Origin of the sequence: Chryseobacterium sp. G0201, from assembly GCF_003815655.1 — a bacterium.
GTDB lineage: Bacteria > Bacteroidota > Bacteroidia > Flavobacteriales > Weeksellaceae > Chryseobacterium.
In genome coordinates, this window is the sequence record NZ_CP033917.1 from 2,411,862 (window position 1) to 2,428,501 (window position 16,640).

Genomic DNA, 16,640 nt, shown 5'->3' on the forward strand with positions numbered 1-16,640 from the left:
AACGTTCAATTAGATATTTAATTGTGTTGAAGTGTTAATTTTTTCAGAAAATAGAGTTTATCATCCCTTGAAAAGCTTTGTTGAATCTTTGTTTTAATATATTTGCAGTTCACATTTCAATTATGACGAAAAAGAAAACAATTTCAGAATCTTCAAATCCTAAAAAGAATAAAAAGGAGGTTTCAGTAGGTGTTGTGGGAAGTGGAAGTTTTGCAACGGCGATTGTAAAAATGCTTGTTGAGAACTGTAAATTAGTACATTGGTGCGTGAGAAGTGAGTTTGTAAAAGGTGCGATCGAACTTCGTGGTCATAACCCAAATTACCTTACGGCAGCCACTTTTAATCTTAAAAATTTAAAATTAACAACAGATATCAACGAATTAGTTTCTGCCTGTGATATCGTTGTGTTGGCAACACCGTCAATTTATTTGTCCGATACGTTGGATAAAATGAATTGCGATTATAAAGACAAAATTTTCGTTTCAGCGATCAAAGGAATTATTCCTAAAGTGAATGATGTAGTTGCCCATTATTTAAGAGATGAATTTAAAATAGGTTTTAGAAACCAGGCTGTAATAGCAGGACCTTGTCACGCAGAAGAAGTGGCGATGGAAAGACTGTCTTACCTTACCATTGCGACTGTGGAAGATGAGGTTTCTGAGAAGTTATTTAATATTTTCAACTCAGATTTTATAAAAGTACATTCAAGCAAAGATGTTCTTGGGAATGAATATAGTGCTATTTTGAAGAATATTTTCGCGATTGGAGCAGGTATTGCAAGCGGATTGGGCTATGGAGATAACTTTACGGCTGTTTTCGTTTCCAACGCGATCCGTGAGATGGAAACTTTCCTTGAAGCGATCTATGAAGCTCCGAGAGACGTTAATGAAAGTGCTTATTTAGGGGATTTACTAGTAACGGCTTATTCATTATTCTCAAGAAATAGAAGCTTAGGAAACCTTATCGGAAAAGGGTATACCGTAAAATCTGCAATTCAGTCTATGAATATGATTGCAGAAGGTTATTACGCTGCAGATTCTATCTATAAAACAGCGAAACAGAAAAACCTTAAACTTCCAATCGTAGATACGATTTACGGAATTTTATATGAAGGTAAAAATGCAGAAAAACAGTTCAAAAAACTCACTGCAAAACTAAATTAATAAAGAAAGCAAGGTTTTTAGGCCTTGCTTTTTTATTGTATAAAACTCAAACTTCTTATTGACTCAGCTTTATGATAATTAAAGAAAAAGATGATCTTATCAAAAGATTACTGCTTGTAAAGCCATTTCCTGAATCAAATTCAAATTTTTGTCTGATCGTTGTTGGTGCAGTTAATTTCAGAAAAAATGTTCCCTGAAAAAATGTAAATGAATTGGATAATTGACACATCCTGTTAGTTTCCGATATCGTTGCAGTTGTTGCAGCGTTGATCAAATAAGAACGTGTACAGGTAAGATTCTGCGACATGTATTGTGTGTTTGCGGGTCCGGTATTATTGTTATCATTACTCGCATCCACAGCATATCTGATGATGTAGGTTCCTGCCGGCAGTGTAATAGTAGATTTATCTGCTGCGAGAGAACCTCCTGTTATTTTGTTGGATCCAACGGTAAAATTAGACATCGTATTATTGGTACTTCCTGTAGGAATTAATATATTCGTAGTAGACGCTGTAATATTGTTAACCGACATGATCTGTGGCTCTGTTCCTCCAAGAATGGTTCTTTGCCATTGATTGGTTATCCAAACATAATACCCTTTCGGATAGGTAGATGCTCCACCTTTGTTGTAGATCATTAAACCGCTGACAGGATTTGCCACTGGGCTAGTAGTACTGTTTAGTACCGTAAGATCATATTGCGGAAAAACGACTCCTTTATTCGTAGAATTGATATCTAAAACACTGCTCGCATTTGGTGTCGTGGTATTGATACCTACTTGCGAAAATATTTTAATACCGAATAATAGAAAAATAAATATATAATTAAGTTTTTTCATCTCTTTAAAAATTATTGGTTGAGTGCAGATCTTTGAATATCAACTTTTGCATTGGTGATAATGATTTCTCCGGTACTTGCTGCTGTTGTAGTAGCACCGTTGCCCAATTGATAGGTACCTCCGTTTGCATGAGCTATTGAAGGCAACAGATTGATTGGCGTTGCAGAATTGGTTACAAAAGAAAAACTCAGGTTTAAGGTATGTGTTTTTGTACTTGCGTTAGACTGAGCATTAATACTGATGGTCTTTCCATATTGAGTTCCGCTTACCGGATCTATTAGTTTCAAAGTGTATTGATGCAGGTGAATTTGCGTATTCCCGATTCCATTGGTTGTGCCTTCAAGATTATCGGTGATGTTTAAACAAATATTCACCAAATATCCACTGTTTCCTGGTAAAGTGATAACTCCGGTTGAACTGTTGTAAGTCGCTCCGATATCATTGGAAAGGACGGTAAAAGCTGCGTCATTGAAGTTTTTGTACGAACCGTTTGTAGTGTTTCCTAATACAGAATAATTTGTTGTTCTCTGTAATACAAGATAACTTACAAGATTATAAGTGTCGGCAATTTGGCTCCACATATTATTTTTCCAGACATAAATTCCGGGGCTTATAGTGTTTCCTTTATTATATACGATAAGACCTTCTTTGGGATTAGATACTGGTGAAGTATTGTTTAAAATATCTACAATATCAACTCTGGGAAGCAAAACTCCCTTATTAGTAGCCCCTGAAATATCCAATACGGCAGAATTATCAACGTTTGTTTTTCCAATGGCTACTTGTGCGTTAAAAACACTGGAAATCGTCATTAAAATTAAAATAATTGTATTTTTCATGTTTTTAAAGCTTTGAAATTTTAATATAAGATTCATCAGAAATGATGTTGACCAGATCATAGAATGTACTGTTCTGCATTCTTCCGAGGTATAATCTTAAACCTCCGATAACATTGGCATTTGCATTCGCGGGTACAGAATAGTAATAAGACCATGTCGCCAAGTGGTTGGTACTTACCTTAGAAACAATAGGAACTTCTTTTCTAGCTGAAGTTGATGGAGTGAAAACACCTGTTGTATTATTATAAATATCATTATAGAAATCTATAAAATATCCCATCACATAATAAGAACTTCCTGTAAGAGGTGCTGTTCCATTATATCCGGCCGGATTTTCCTGAGGAGAATTAAGATTAAGATTCACTTCAATCAAATAATTTCCCTGTGGTAAAACTAAAGAATAAGCATTGTCATAAGGCAAAACTTTAAATCCGTTAATATTGGAAACTCCAGATACAGAAAGCGGATTTTTCAATAATCTTTCACTTAAACCTTGTATTGAATTATCTAACACGGCTAAATTTCCGGTAAATTGTATATACGCGATCTTAGGTGTATTTTCTGCATCAATGGTACTTTGCCACTGGCCAATCGTGCTGTTAAAGAAATGTAAAGCTTTATTATTACTGTTCGTTCCACCGTTAAAAGCTAAAAGCCCGTCTGTAGGTGATGTTACGGGAGTAGTTGTACTGCTTAGATTGGCTATATTCAGACTTGGAAATAAAACTCCTTTATTCCCCCCGGATATTACGACGGTTGGGGCGGTTGTATAGCCGGTTCCCCCATTATTTATCAAAATCCCGGTAATTACACCTCCTGAAACTGCGGCAGTTGCTCTTGCTTTTGAGCCGCCATTTATAATAGAGCCTCCGCCATAAAAATTAATGGTTGGTGGGCTTGTGTAGCCGCTTCCTCCATTTGTAATGTTGATTGCTGTTACAGCACCTCCTAATATAGTAGCTGTAGCAGTGGCAGGAGTTCCGTTAAAGTTGTCAATGTGTAAGATTGCACTTGCGTCCGGAGTGGACGTGTTGATTCCGACATTTCCACTTTGGGCAAATGTCATAGTAGCGAGCAGTATGCTCACCAAGTTAAAAATTTTCATCCCTGTATATGTTTTAGTTCGAAATAATCAATTAATGTCAGTTTAAGCTGTATTAATTGTTACAAAATTAATTAAAATATTAATATAAATGCAAAATATTTATTTTTATTGATATTTTTTAGTTTATTTTTCATTATTTTAACGAATTATGGCTTTAAATTAACATTTTTTATCACTGATTGTTGATAAAATACTTAAGTAAAATGACTATGGATGGCATAAAATAATAACTATGGAAATCCCCCTTTAAGGATAAATTATTTTTGCCTCATTTTTTTTAAATTTTACACAAATAATTTTTAAAATACTTTATAGTGTCGCTTTTTTGTATAAAATGTATTGAACGCGTGTTTAAATTAGTTGAAAATTAACGTGTTAAAATCGTTAAATGCAACTTAACTTCTAAAACTTTTCACGAAATTTGATGTAAAATTTAGAATTATGTCACAATCGCTTACAAGCAGAACGCCGAAACCAAAATACGACGTTGTACTAATAGGTGGCGGAATTATGAGTGCCACTTTAGCTACATTATTACACGAGTTTGATCCCAATCTTGAGATCGCAATCTTCGAAAGGCTTGGCAGGTTTGCTAAAGAAAGTACCGCAGCCTGGAATAATGCAGGTACCGGACACTCCGCTTTTTGTGAGCTTAATTATACTCCCGAAAAACCGGACGGAACAATAGATATTTCAAAAGCAGAAAGCATTGCAGAACAGTTTGAGATCTCAAAACAGTTTTGGTCATATTTATTGACTAAAGGATATATTCAGGAGCCAAAAGATTTCATTAATTCTTGTCCGCACATGAGTTTGGTATTTGGTGAAAAAGATGCTGAATATTTAAAAAAACGTCACGATAAAATGTCAGAATCTGTTTTGTTTAACGGAATGCAGTTTTCCACAGATCACGACAAGTTAAGAGAATGGATTCCTTTGGTGATGAGCAAAAGAAATGAATCTGAAATAATGGCTGCCACCAAAATGGATATGGGAACAGATGTAAATTTTGGTTCTTTAACAAGAAAAATGGGAAGACATTTGTTGGAAGATTCTAATGTTGAGGTGTTCCTTTATCACGAAGTGAAAGATATTGACCCAAGAGAAAACGGACAATGGGAAATGAAGGTGAAAGACAGAATTCACAATCACAAACAGGAAGTGGTTGCAGATTTTGTGTTTATCGGAGCCGGAGGTTACGCACTTCCATTATTAGACAGTTCGGATATTAAAGAAAGTGAAGGTTACGGTGGATTCCCCGTTTCAGGAGAATGGTTGGTAACGCATAATCCTGAATTGGTGGAAAAACATCAGGCTAAAGTTTACACGCAGGCAACTGTAGATGCACCGCCAATGTCGGTTCCACATTTAGATTTAAGAATTATTGATGGTAAAAAAGCATTGCTTTTTGGTCCATTTGCAGGGTTTTCAACAAAATTCCTGAAAGAAGGAAGTTATCTTGACCTTCCCGAAAGTGTTAATACTAAAAACATCAGATCTTTATTCGGAGCTTGGTGGCATAATATTCCGTTAACGAAATATCTTGTGCAGCAGGTTGCCATGACAAAGGCTCAAAGAATACAGCATTTGAGAGAATTTGTTAAAGATGCCAACGAAGCAGATTGGGAATTGAAAGTGGCCGGACAAAGAGTTCAGGTCATCAAAAAAGATGAAAAAGACGGTGGAAAGTTAGAATTTGGAACCGAAGTCGTTGTCAATAAGAGCGGAACTATCGCTTCATTATTAGGAGCATCTCCCGGAGCATCCACAGCGGCTTACGCAATGTTGAATGTTCTTGAAAGATGCTTCCCGGAAAAGCTTAATGGAGAATGGAAAGATAAATTATTGGAAATGATTCCTTCTTACGGACAAAAATTAGCCGGAAATCCTGAGCTTACAGAAAAGGTAAGAACTTATACAAAAGAAAAATTAGGATTAGAATATTAAACATAGATAATAAGTAACGTGCAATGGATAATAAATGATTAATTTTGCTGATTAGTAATTACCTCATTGCACATTACCTATTATTCATAATCAGAGATGTCAGATACAATTGTAAAACCCATCATAGCAAAAGAACTTCTGGAAGCCCTTCAGACGAAAATAGAAGAAGAAAAACAGGTCATTGTTCATTGTTGTTTTCCTGCATCTCCATTTTTGGGTAATCTGATCAGAATTTGGAATTCAACCTATCTTTTTGATAATAATTCTGACCATAAAAGTAAATTGATCCACGCAGAAAATATTTCCATATCTCCCAACTGGACGGTTGTTCCTTTTATGAAGGATTTTTGGTTTACATTAATATTTTCAGGACTTCCGAAAGACTGCAAAAGCTTTGATTTAATGGAAGTAATTCCCGAAGAAGGCGGTTTTTTTGTAGAATCTATTAAAAGAAATTCCTTGGATGTATATCGCGTTAAAATTTCAGAAGCATATTAATTGAAAATTTTTGGTGAACTTTGCTGAGTCAAACGCCTCTGCGAACGAAAATATGCATGCCAATTTTAATAAACCTTTGTGTTCTTTGTGTTTAAAAAAATAAAAATAATCAGCAAAAAAAATCAACTCCATTAATCTAATGGAGTTGAAAAATATCTTAATAATCTTAAATCAGAAGGGTCTAAGCAAATTCATTTTGTTTAATAAGATTTTCAATACAATATTCTGAAATGGCAACAATCGTCACAAAAGGATTCACTCCAATCGTCCCGGGAATCAAAGAACCATCTAAAACATACAGGTTATCATGTTCTTTTAACTTTCCATATTTGTTGGTTGCTTCTCCTAATACACAACCTCCGAGTGGATGATAGCAGATATCTGCCCCAAAACCGTTGTCAAAAAGAAGATGTGCTCTTGTACCTCCATTGGCTTTATTCATTTTTTTGATGAAATAATCAGCATTTTCTTTCATCTTTTCGGTGTGGGTCTTATCCCAGTCTAAGACAAGTTTTTTATTGGTTTTATTATAAGAAACCTGCCCTTTTTTGTCTACTTTGTTGATGAGTAAGTATAAAGCTGTGGCTACATCCATTCCCATCGGGAGAGGTGCAATTTCTGTGAAGAATGTATGTTCTTTATCATCCCAATTATCTACGCCACCTACAGGAATTGTAGATTGCTCAGTACCTGTTCCTCCATGAAGAGGATTTACAAAGTTTCTTCCCGTCATAAAGTTTCCATTATTTCCCCAGTTCTTTCCTACGTTTTGACCAATCGGAAAATCGTTAATCGCATTAGAACGAAGTAGAAGTTTTAAGGTTCCCATTGTGCCGGCAGCCATAATCAGTTTTTTACAATGAAAAACTTTTTCAGCCACAACATCGCCTGAGGTATTGATGTTTTGAGCATTCAGAGTATAGGTTTTATCTGCATTAAGTTTGATATTATCAACGTAATGAAGATCAAGGATCTCAAGGTTTCCTGTGTCTAGAGCTTTTTTAAGGTAGGTTTTATCTAAACTGTTTTTACCGTGATTATTTCCATAGATCACTTCAGTATTCAGTGCAGAACGCGGAACTTCATTTTTATATTCCTTTTCCATGTATTTAAAATCATACACATTCGGAACTCTCATTGTTTTAAAGCCTGCTTTGTGCGCTTCTTCTTCACCGACTCTTGTAAATTTATAGTAAGGACAGTCTTTTAAAAACTGCTCATCAATTACATTTACTTTAAGTTCTTTTCGAGCTAATGGAAAATAGAAATTATAGAATTTTTCGGCGTCAAGGTTAGGAAAAACCTCTTTGAAATAAGCTTCCTTTGGAGTTACAGCCATACCGCCGTTTACCAAAGATCCTCCGCCAACACCTCTTCCCATCCAAATGTTGATGTTTTCAAATTCTATTCTATCCAAAGCTCCTGTGAAAGGAGTTAAATTGAAGAGATTCATAAACGGAGCAATGGTTTTCTTTCTCAGCCATGCCGAACTTTTCCCAGGTTTAAGTAAATTAGAAAAAGGAATTCCTGATTTCTCCCAGTTTAGCCCCATTTCCAACATGAGCACTTTTTTTCCGGCCTCACAAAGTCTTAGCGCAGAAACTGCACCGCCATATCCGGAACCGATAATGATAATTGGAGCTTCAGTTTCCTTCTGCTCATTAATTTTCGGTTGTGTTGCCTTAAAAAGATTGGAATTTAAAAAATAAAAACCGCCAACGGCAAGAAAGCTGGATTGGATAAATTTTTTTCTGTTCATTTGTATGATCTGTTTTTCTTATCTCCCTATCCAAAAAACATGCTAGAGAATTATTTTAGTTCTATTTTAAGTTATAAATCTCATTATTTGTCTTTTAATTGGCTTTTATTGTGATTTTTTAGTTTAAAATAATCTTTAAATAATTTTATTTGATGAATTTTATTTTTAATGAAAAAAATGAATGCTTTGTAATATATTTTTAATCTTTATAAAATTAAAATTTCATAGTTTTAAACTTTAATTACTTAATAAGTTTATGAAAAGATACATATTGATAATGTTGATGTTTCCATTGTTTGTTTTCTCTCAAAAAATGGTTTCAAAAGATGTGATGGAGGTGAAGAAATTTCAGGAAGAGCTGAATGCAGAATATCTTAATTCCAAGGAAACGCCTTTGCGTGGAGATAATTTCACCAATTTCAAAGGTCATCCTTTCTTTCCTTTTAGCCCCAAATATAAGGTCAATGCAAAATTTATAAAGACTAAAAATCCAAAGCCTTTTGATCTTCCAACATCATCCGGAAAAACAAAATCTTACAGAGAATACGGGAAAGCAACTTTTGAGCTGGACGGAAAATCCTATACTTTAACCTTATACCAAAGCTTAGATTTAATCAAACAAAAAAAATACAAGGATTATCTTTTCCTTCCTTTCCACGATCTGACGAATGAAAAAGAAACCTACGGCGGCGGAAAATATATGGATCTCACCATTCCGAAAGGAAATACAATTGTACTGGATTTTAATAAGTCTTATCAGCCATTTTGCGCTTATAATGCTTACGACTATAATTGCCCGATCGTTCCTGAGGAGAATAAATTACCTGTGGAAATTCGCGCAGGAGTTATGTATGAAGACATTTATCATCATTAAAATCTAATATGGTCAAGTTAAATTTTTTCAAAAGGGAAGACTTTTCAGAAGTTAGTTATATATTGGATGAGGTTCAGTCAAAATATACATCCACAGCAGAATTTGCTTTAAATAGAATAAAAGAACGCAATACCGGTTTAGAATTTCCGATAACCATTTTTGAGGATGAAAAAGCGGCCGGTTTTTTCACATTAGATTTCGGAGAAGACAAACTTGACCTTACAGATAACCCAAATTCCACTTTGTTGAGGTCTTTATCAATCAATCCAAAATTTCAAGGTAAAGGAATTGGAAAAGCTTCTATGATTCAGATTGATGATTTTGTAAAAGAAAATTTCAAAAACTGTGACGAAATTGTGTTGGCCGTGAATCAAAATAATAACTCCGCTTATGATCTCTATATCAAAGTAGGATATAAGTTTGATGGCAAAACAAGAATTGGAAGAAGTGGTCCACAGCGTTTGATGTACAAAAAACTTTGAAATTTCACCAATTTTATTCTCGCTTACGATAGGATAATCTTACCAATCAATAAGAGCGGGATTTAGCCCGTTTCACAATAAAAATAAATTCCAAAAGGCTTTAGCGGAAACCGATTATTTCTAAACTTTAAGAAAAATTTAATGATATAATTTCCTGTTTGGCGTGATACTTTCTGCTAACTTTGAGTAACATCAAATAATAAAACATGGAAATATCACTTCGTAATCAGGTAGCAGTCGTTACCGGAGCTTCAAGCGGAATAGGAACAGGAGTAGCCAAATCATTGGCATCAGCGGGCGCAACAATTATTGTGAACCATTCTTCGGAAAGATCTACAGACGAAGCCAAAGCTGTTTTAAAAGAAATTACAGATGCAGGCGGAAACGGAATTACCTATCAATGTGATGTTTCCAAAGAAGATCAGGTGGTAAAAATGTTTCAGGATGTAGTTTCACAATTTGGAACGGTTGACATTCTTGTGAATAATGCTGGAGTGCAAAAAGACGCCAAATTCACAGAAATGACGCTTGATCAATGGAATACCGTCATCGGAATCAATCTTACAGGTCAGTTTCTTTGTGCTAGAGAAGCGATCAAAGAATTTCTTCGTCGCGGAATTGATCCTACACGATCTATTGCCTGCGGAAAAATCATTCATATCAGTTCGGTTCACGAGATCATTCCTTGGGCAGGTCACGCGAATTACGCTTCGAGTAAAGGCGCCATCAGAATGTTGATGCAAACGTTGGCCCAGGAATACGGAGCAGATAAAATCCGTGTTAATTCTATTTGTCCTGGAGCCATTCAAACGCCGATCAATAAAGACGCCTGGGGAACTCCAGAAGCATTAAATTCTCTTCTTAATTTAATTCCTTACAACAGAATCGGGCAACCACAGGACATCGGAAATCTGGCAGCATTTATAGCGAGCGATCTCGCAGATTACATCACAGGGACAAGTATTTTTGTAGACGGTGGAATGACAACTTTTGAAAGCTTTTCAACAGGAGGCTAATTATTTTGGCGCACATTTCCGGCTTTCACTACTCGCTTTTTTGTCCCTTGCATTTTCCGAGGCTTACAAAAAGAGCTCAGACAGACCGTTCAATCCGGGGCGCGAGACCGTCAAAGTTGAAACGGAGGTCGTTTGAGTGTCAATTGTGAAAAGTGAATTCACTTCGTTTGTCAATTTTTTTTAATTTGTACATTAAATTCAGAATTCACGCTAAAAATAAATTGACCATTCATTTTATCACAAAAAGTTTAAAATTGACCATTGACTTGCGAAGCAAAATTAACCATTCACCCTTTTAATCAATTATCATTAATCATTTATCAATTATGAAGGAAAAAGAAAGACTTTCAGACATTACATGGAAAAAATGGGGATCTTATGTCAGCAACCGAGAATGGGGATTGGTACGTGAAGATTACAGCGAAAATGGCGACGCATGGAATTATACCAACCACGATTCCGCGGAAGCAAAAACCTACAGATGGGGCGAAGAAGGCATTTGCGGTATCTGTGATGATCTTCAAAAACTTGTTTTTTCCGTAGGATTTTGGAATAAAAAAGATAAAATGGTGAAAGAACGTTTCTTCGGCTTATCAAACGGACAGGGAAATCACGGCGAAGATGTCAAAGAATATTTTTATTATCTGGATGCTACCCCGACGCATTCTTACATGAAAATGCTGTACAAATATCCTCAAAATACCTTTCCGTATGAAAATTTGATACAGACAAATGCAGAAAGAACAAAAGATGAACCGGAATACGAATTAATTGATACCGGAATTTTTGATCAAAATGAATACTTCGATATTTTTATTGAGTATGCAAAGGAAAGTCAGAATGATATTTTGGTAAAGCTTACCATTATCAATAAATCTGAAAAGGAAGCTCCATTAATTATACTTCCAACAATTTGGTTCAGAAACACATGGAATTGGGGATATGATGATTATAAACCTCAATTAAGTTCAGAAGAAGCTACTTCAATAAAAATTAATCACAAAGATTTAGAAACAAAAAACATATACGCAAAACAGTCTTTAAAAACACTTTTTTGTGACAATGAAACTAATAATGAAAGGCTTTATCAGTCTCCTAATAACACAAAATACTGTAAAGACGGAATCAATGATTTTGTAATTAATGGAAACTCTCAAGCCATCAATCCAAAAGATATAGGAACAAAGGCTTCGTTTTTTATTGATGAAAATTTTAAAGCTAAAGAGACTAAAGTATTTGAATTTAGACTTTCAGATAAAGATTTGAAACAGCCTTTTGAAGATTTTAATGAAATTTTTAATTCAAGACAAAAAGAGGCAGACGAGTTTTATAGTGAAATTCAGGAAGGAATAAAAACTGATGACGAAAAACTGGTTCAAAGACAGGCTTTTGCAGGAATGTTATGGAATAAAATGTTCTACCATTACAACGTTGAAAAATGGTTGAAAGGCGATCCTGCAGAAGTTAATCCGTCAAAATCCCGCGAAAAAATCAGGAATTATGAATGGAAACATCTCAACAACGAGCATATCATTTCAATGCCCGATAAATGGGAATATCCGTGGTATGCGACTTGGGATTTGGCTTTTCATACGATCAGTTTTTCTTTAATTGATCCTGGTTTTGCCAAACATCAGTTAAAATTATTCCTTTTTGAATGGTACATGCATCCAAACGGTCAACTTCCGGCGTACGAATGGAATTTCAGTGATGTGAATCCTCCGGTTCATGCCTGGGCGGTTTTTAGGGTGTTTAAAATTGATGAATATTTAAACGAAAAACCCGATCTGGAGTTTCTTGAAAGTGCTTTTCAAAAGCTTTTGATGAATTTTACGTGGTGGGTTAACAAAAAAGATAACAACGGGAATAATATTTTTGAAGGCGGATTTCTAGGGCTTGATAATATTGGAGTTTTCGACAGAAATATGCCACTTCCGAATGGTGAGCATTTGGAACAGTCCGACGGAACAAGCTGGATGGCAATGTTTGCGCTAAACATGATGAGAATTGCTCTGGAATTGGCTCTTTATAACAAAGTGTATGAAGAAATGGCGATGAAATTTTTCGAGCATTTCCTCTCGATTGCCAATTCTCTCGAGAATATGGGTGATGAATGTTTCAGCCTTTGGGATGAGCAGGATGAGTTTTTCTACGATGCGCTTGCGGCCAATGACGGGACTCATATGTATTTGAAATTGAGAACGATTGTTGGTCTGATTCCAATGTTTGCCGTTGAGGTTATTGATGATGAAATGATCGAAAAATTGCCCAATTTTAAGAAAAGAATGAATTGGGTGCTGGAAAATAAACCTGAGTTGGCTTCTTTGGTTTCCCGTTGGGAAGTGAAAGGTCAGGATTCCAAACACTTACTTTCGCTTTTGCGAGGTCATCGTTTGAAGAGATTATTAAGCCGAATGCTTGATCCTGAACAGTTTTTAAGTGATTACGGCGTTCGTGCTTTGTCTAAAGAATATGAAAAAAATCCTTATCAACTCAATTTGAATGGAACGGATTATTCTGTAAAATATACTCCGGCAGAAAGTGACAGCGGACTTTTTGGTGGAAACAGCAATTGGCGCGGTCCGATTTGGTTTCCTATCAATTTTTTAATTATTGAAAGTCTGCAGCGTTTTTTCTTTTATTACAGTCCGGATTTTATGGTAGAATATCCTACAGGAAGTGGGAATTATTCTAATTTAGATCAAATTGCAGACGCTTTAAGTAAAAGATTATCTAAGCTATTTTTAAAAGATGAAAATGGTGACAGACCTTTTAACGGACAATATCCAAGGTTTCAAACTGATCCAGATTTTAAGGATTATATTTTGTTTTATGAATATTTCCACGGGGACAATGGCCGTGGAGTAGGAGCTTCTCACCAAACGGGCTGGACGGGGTTGATTGCGAAAATTCTTCAGCCAAGATTTACCAAAAAGGAAATGGCAGAATCTGAAACGGAAATGCCGAATGATGCAAAATAATAAAAGCATATAACAAAGAGATTTGTTGTAAATCTTAAGTCACAAAATTTAATACCATCTTTGTCATTCCGTAGGAATCTAAACAATGATTTTCATAATTTAATCTCTACAAAATAAGTATAGATTCCTACGGAATGACAAAGATGATACATATGAAAAAATGGTTAATTTTTACTCAAAAATCTGTTGAATCACTTCTAAAGAAGTTGGTGTCCTAAAATCTGTAATATGATAATGATAATAAACCAAAACACTATCCAGAAAGTCTTTTCTTAATGATGAATTAATTTTTATCTGGTAAGGATTTGCTGAGGAAATAATGTTTTTCCACATTGATGAGATTTCTTCAGTAAAAAGCTGATGAGTTGATATTAAAGAAAAAGTTCCTGTTTCCGGATCTAAATATTTTCCATCACCTAACAAAGGCGCAACACCCTGAATTTTTAAAATTTTAATTAAAAAAATTAAATGAGACTGATAGTTTTGATTTTCCAATTCATCTATAAACTCATCAAGGCAAAAGAAAATATTGTGATTTTTGTTTTCGTGCCTTAAGTTTTGGTTTAAAAAATCTGAAACAAAAAAGACGACAGAATTACATCTGATATCGGTATAAATATCGTTGCTTTTTGCCAATTCAAATTTTGAAATTGTCTGTATTCCGTTTCCTTTTAACGGATTTAGAGAAAAATTAAGTTTACTCAAAGGCAGAAGGAGGGCTTTTTTCTTATTTCTTTTGGCGTAAATTCCTTTTAAGAAATAAGTCTGAAACCCGTCATCCTCAGTAAAACAATGCAGTACAGCATCATTTTCCCCATATTTTATGTATGAAAGTAGAAATCCGTTTTGAGAATTCATTAATTAACCACAGCTATTTTTGCGGTAGCTTTATCAGAACCATCTTCGTTGGTCATTAATACAAAATAGATCCCGGAAGCGACTCTTGTACCTCTCATATTGTTAAGATCCCATTCATAATAACCACCTCTGGCAACCGCTGAATGAACTACATTTCCTGCAACATCAGCAATTCTGATATTTGTTTTTTCTGCTAAACCTTTAATGGTAACTTTTCCTTTAAAGTTTGAATACACAACAGGATTAGGATAAACCAATACATTCCCAAAACCGGAAGTAACATCTGCTACATCTCCTTGATAGACAACGATCCCGTCATATGATGCGAAATATACCTTTCCTGTTTTTCTGTCAACTTTAATATCAGTAATACTGTTTGTTGGCAAAGGAGAGTTTTCTTTTGTAAAATGTTTAATAGTTTGCTGGCCGTCTGCCGATAAATAATATACGCCACCACCGTCTATAGAAACCCATTTGTGATCTCCGGCATCTACTTCAATCTGTAATATTTGCAGATCTCTGAAAAGTTCTTCACCCAATCCGTTTTGTTCTATGACGATAGGTTCTGCTTGAGGATCTGCTTCTTTAATTGCTGTTGTAGCGTTAGATAATACTCTTAATCCACTGTCTGTACCGATCCATGCGTCACCTGATTTGTCTATTGCGACAGAAAGTGTTCCTCCATTGTTTGATGGTAAACCGTTTGATGGGTCAATAATATAGTCTACATCATCCGTAGTGCTTGGTGTTTTTTTGTAATCATATACAAGTAAGCTGTTTAATCTTGGTGTTGGTACCCATAACAATCCTTCATAATAATAAGGTTTCTGAGCAGCTCCACTTGAAGAAGTAGTATTTTTGATAATAAAACCATCTGTTGCTCTATCGTAAGAGGCTATACCTGTTGCCTGTCCACCAGTGTTTACATCGCCTGTATAAGCTATAGAGGCAAATAAGCTATTTTGGTCGTCAGAAACAAATCCTACCGGACGATAGAATCCAAAGCTTGGTGATAACTGATAATATTTAACAAAATCAAAATCTTTGCTTGATGGATTGTATTTCATTTTATATAGACCACGACCAGTTGAGGTTGTATAATTTGTAAAAAATACATCATCCGGACTTGCCGGATCTAATACAGCATCAAGAACGTTAAATCTCGTTGTACTTCCTACAAAATAAGAAGAATAGATCCATTCCATCCCATTAAAGAAATAAAACCCAGGGTTTTTGGGATTATTTATTGGGGTATTAAATCTTGATTCTCTCCCTCCTGTAGAAACTAAAATTTGATTATTATCATGTAAACTAATTTTATAAGCATAGTTGAGATAAGGTCCATCTGGTTTAAAGGTATTATTAGTTTCGTTTTTTATACCTGATAATATGGTTCCGCCATAAACCCTTCCGCCAACAGTGGTAGCAGTATTACATTCTTCTCCAAAACTTGAAACAGTACCTGCCGTTCCGTTTGTATTAAAAGCATATACTCTTGCCAAATCTGTTACAATAATATTGTTTGCATTTACAACAACATCACGAACGTTTGTAAATGTCTGCCCAATTGGCGTAGAAACACCATTGTTATAAATATAAGATGTCGTTGGCGAAGAAAATGTAAGTACAGATTCAGAATCAATGTGAGTGAAATTCCCCGGTATTTCTGTTACCCAAGTCGTAAATACCGGAAAAGTGTTGTTCATTTCGTGGGTTTTTAATCCTGTATTAGTTACAGAATAAACTTTGTTTCCAAACAAAACGGCTTCGTTACTTGCCTGATAAACCCCTCCTGTCAGGAAGAAAGCGGAATCATTAAATTCCTTCTTTTTTAAGTCAAAAATAGAAACTCCATATCCTACAGAAATTACTGCTTTGTCGCCTGTAATTGAGATATGATTGATTTTTTTACTTCCGTTATAACCTGTAGCGATGGGAATATCTACAACATAAGTCACTCCATCCGAGGTAACAACATCCAAAGAACCATTTTGATATCCTATAAGTCCTACTTTAGTTTGTGGATTATAATCGAAAGCTGTTATTTTTATCTCATGCAAGCCGTTTGCTTTAGACAGCTTGGTAATTTCTCCTGAGGAAATTGTATAGTAGAAAAGTCCGTTTTCTGCCGCGGCAACTATTTTTCCATTATCTTCTTTCATGGCGATAACGTTGTTATAGGAAAACAAATCCGACCATTTTTTTGAAGAAATAGTTTGAGCATTTACCAATTGCAGGGATGCTAAAATACCAAGAGAAATTATAGAGAATTTTTTCATA

13 protein-coding genes are annotated in these 16,640 nt (G+C 35.1%); 7 read left to right on the forward strand and 6 right to left on the reverse strand.

Features of this window, described 5'->3' with window-relative positions; all coding sequences use genetic code 11:
- The first annotated feature begins 122 nt into the window (after positions 1-122).
- Positions 123-1,163 (forward strand): NAD(P)H-dependent glycerol-3-phosphate dehydrogenase, encoded by a 1,041-nt coding sequence (locus EG348_RS10890; protein WP_123983145.1) that lies wholly within the window; start codon positions 123-125, stop codon positions 1,161-1,163.
- Between the two features lie 55 nt (positions 1,164-1,218).
- Here EG348_RS10890 and EG348_RS10895 read toward each other — a convergent pair whose 3' ends face one another.
- From EG348_RS10895 to EG348_RS10905, 3 genes are read right to left on the reverse strand one after another with little or no spacing between them, the layout of a single operon-like run.
- The gene (locus EG348_RS10895) at positions 1,219-2,001 is read right to left on the reverse strand and encodes a hypothetical protein (protein ID WP_123983146.1); all 783 of its coding nucleotides are present in this window, start codon (positions 1,999-2,001) and stop codon (positions 1,219-1,221) included.
- 11 nt (positions 2,002-2,012) lie between these two features.
- Positions 2,013-2,840 carry a hypothetical protein gene (locus tag EG348_RS10900; RefSeq protein WP_123983147.1) on the reverse strand — a complete coding sequence of 276 codons (828 nt, stop codon included), beginning with the start codon at positions 2,838-2,840 and terminating at the stop codon, positions 2,013-2,015.
- 4 nt (positions 2,841-2,844) lie between these two features.
- Positions 2,845-3,945: a hypothetical protein gene (locus EG348_RS10905; protein WP_123983148.1), complete on the reverse strand. Its 1,101-nt coding sequence runs from the start codon at positions 3,943-3,945 to the stop codon at positions 2,845-2,847.
- Between the two features lie 441 nt (positions 3,946-4,386).
- Between EG348_RS10905 and mqo the strand changes: the two genes are divergently transcribed.
- Together mqo and EG348_RS10915 are read left to right on the forward strand one after the other, a co-directional pair.
- Complete coding sequence (gene mqo, locus EG348_RS10910; RefSeq protein ID WP_123983149.1) at positions 4,387-5,892, forward strand: malate dehydrogenase (quinone); 1,506 nt, start codon at positions 4,387-4,389, stop codon at positions 5,890-5,892.
- 96 nt (positions 5,893-5,988) lie between these two features.
- Entirely contained in the window at positions 5,989-6,390 is a 402-nt protein-coding gene (locus EG348_RS10915; RefSeq protein WP_123983150.1) for a hypothetical protein, read from the forward strand.
- Between the two features lie 181 nt (positions 6,391-6,571).
- Here EG348_RS10915 and EG348_RS10920 read toward each other — a convergent pair whose 3' ends face one another.
- A complete protein-coding gene (locus tag EG348_RS10920; protein WP_123983151.1) occupies positions 6,572-8,149 on the reverse strand; it encodes a GMC family oxidoreductase N-terminal domain-containing protein in 1,578 nt (525 codons plus the stop codon).
- Positions 8,150-8,405: 256 nt separating this feature from the next.
- Between EG348_RS10920 and EG348_RS10925 the strand changes: the two genes are divergently transcribed.
- The 4 genes from EG348_RS10925 (at position 8,406) to EG348_RS10940 (ending at position 13,502) form a co-directional block, all read left to right on the forward strand.
- A complete protein-coding gene (locus EG348_RS10925; protein ID WP_123983152.1) occupies positions 8,406-9,023 on the forward strand; it encodes a DUF1684 domain-containing protein in 618 nt (205 codons plus the stop codon).
- 8 nt (positions 9,024-9,031) lie between these two features.
- Positions 9,032-9,505, forward strand: coding sequence for a GNAT family N-acetyltransferase (locus EG348_RS10930; protein ID WP_123983153.1), 474 nt, complete (start codon positions 9,032-9,034; stop codon positions 9,503-9,505).
- A gap of 206 nt (positions 9,506-9,711) precedes the next feature.
- A complete protein-coding gene (locus EG348_RS10935; RefSeq protein ID WP_123983154.1) occupies positions 9,712-10,521 on the forward strand; it encodes a glucose 1-dehydrogenase in 810 nt (269 codons plus the stop codon).
- Between the two features lie 326 nt (positions 10,522-10,847).
- The gene (locus tag EG348_RS10940; protein ID WP_185145475.1) at positions 10,848-13,502 is read left to right on the forward strand and encodes an MGH1-like glycoside hydrolase domain-containing protein; all 2,655 of its coding nucleotides are present in this window, start codon (positions 10,848-10,850) and stop codon (positions 13,500-13,502) included.
- A 171-nt stretch (positions 13,503-13,673) separates the two neighbouring features.
- Here EG348_RS10940 and recO read toward each other — a convergent pair whose 3' ends face one another.
- Positions 13,674-14,360 carry a DNA repair protein RecO gene (gene recO, locus EG348_RS10945; RefSeq protein ID WP_123983156.1) on the reverse strand — a complete coding sequence of 229 codons (687 nt, stop codon included), beginning with the start codon at positions 14,358-14,360 and terminating at the stop codon, positions 13,674-13,676.
- A complete protein-coding gene (locus EG348_RS10950) occupies positions 14,360-16,639 on the reverse strand; it encodes a hypothetical protein (protein ID WP_185145476.1) in 2,280 nt (759 codons plus the stop codon). Before EG348_RS10950 ends, recO begins: the two co-directional genes overlap by 1 nt.
- Position 16,640: the final 1 nt, after the last annotated feature.

Coding starts and splice junctions, on each gene's coding strand:
- EG348_RS10905 (WP_123983148.1), bottom strand. CDS start 3,945: ATGAAAATTTTTAACTTGGTGAGCATACTGCTCGCTACTATGACATTT.
- EG348_RS10915 (WP_123983150.1), top strand. CDS start 5,989: ATGTCAGATACAATTGTAAAACCCATCATAGCAAAAGAACTTCTGGAA.
- EG348_RS10930 (WP_123983153.1), top strand. CDS start 9,032: ATGGTCAAGTTAAATTTTTTCAAAAGGGAAGACTTTTCAGAAGTTAGT.
- recO (WP_123983156.1), bottom strand. CDS start 14,360: ATGAATTCTCAAAACGGATTTCTACTTTCATACATAAAATATGGGGAA.
- mqo (WP_123983149.1), top strand. CDS start 4,387: ATGTCACAATCGCTTACAAGCAGAACGCCGAAACCAAAATACGACGTT.
- EG348_RS10950 (WP_185145476.1), bottom strand. CDS start 16,639: ATGAAAAAATTCTCTATAATTTCTCTTGGTATTTTAGCATCCCTGCAA.
- EG348_RS10895 (WP_123983146.1), bottom strand. CDS start 2,001: ATGAAAAAACTTAATTATATATTTATTTTTCTATTATTCGGTATTAAA.
- EG348_RS10920 (WP_123983151.1), bottom strand. CDS start 8,149: ATGAACAGAAAAAAATTTATCCAATCCAGCTTTCTTGCCGTTGGCGGT.
- EG348_RS10940 (WP_185145475.1), top strand. CDS start 10,848: ATGAAGGAAAAAGAAAGACTTTCAGACATTACATGGAAAAAATGGGGA.
- EG348_RS10925 (WP_123983152.1), top strand. CDS start 8,406: ATGAAAAGATACATATTGATAATGTTGATGTTTCCATTGTTTGTTTTC.
- EG348_RS10935 (WP_123983154.1), top strand. CDS start 9,712: ATGGAAATATCACTTCGTAATCAGGTAGCAGTCGTTACCGGAGCTTCA.
- EG348_RS10900 (WP_123983147.1), bottom strand. CDS start 2,840: ATGAAAAATACAATTATTTTAATTTTAATGACGATTTCCAGTGTTTTT.
- EG348_RS10890 (WP_123983145.1), top strand. CDS start 123: ATGACGAAAAAGAAAACAATTTCAGAATCTTCAAATCCTAAAAAGAAT.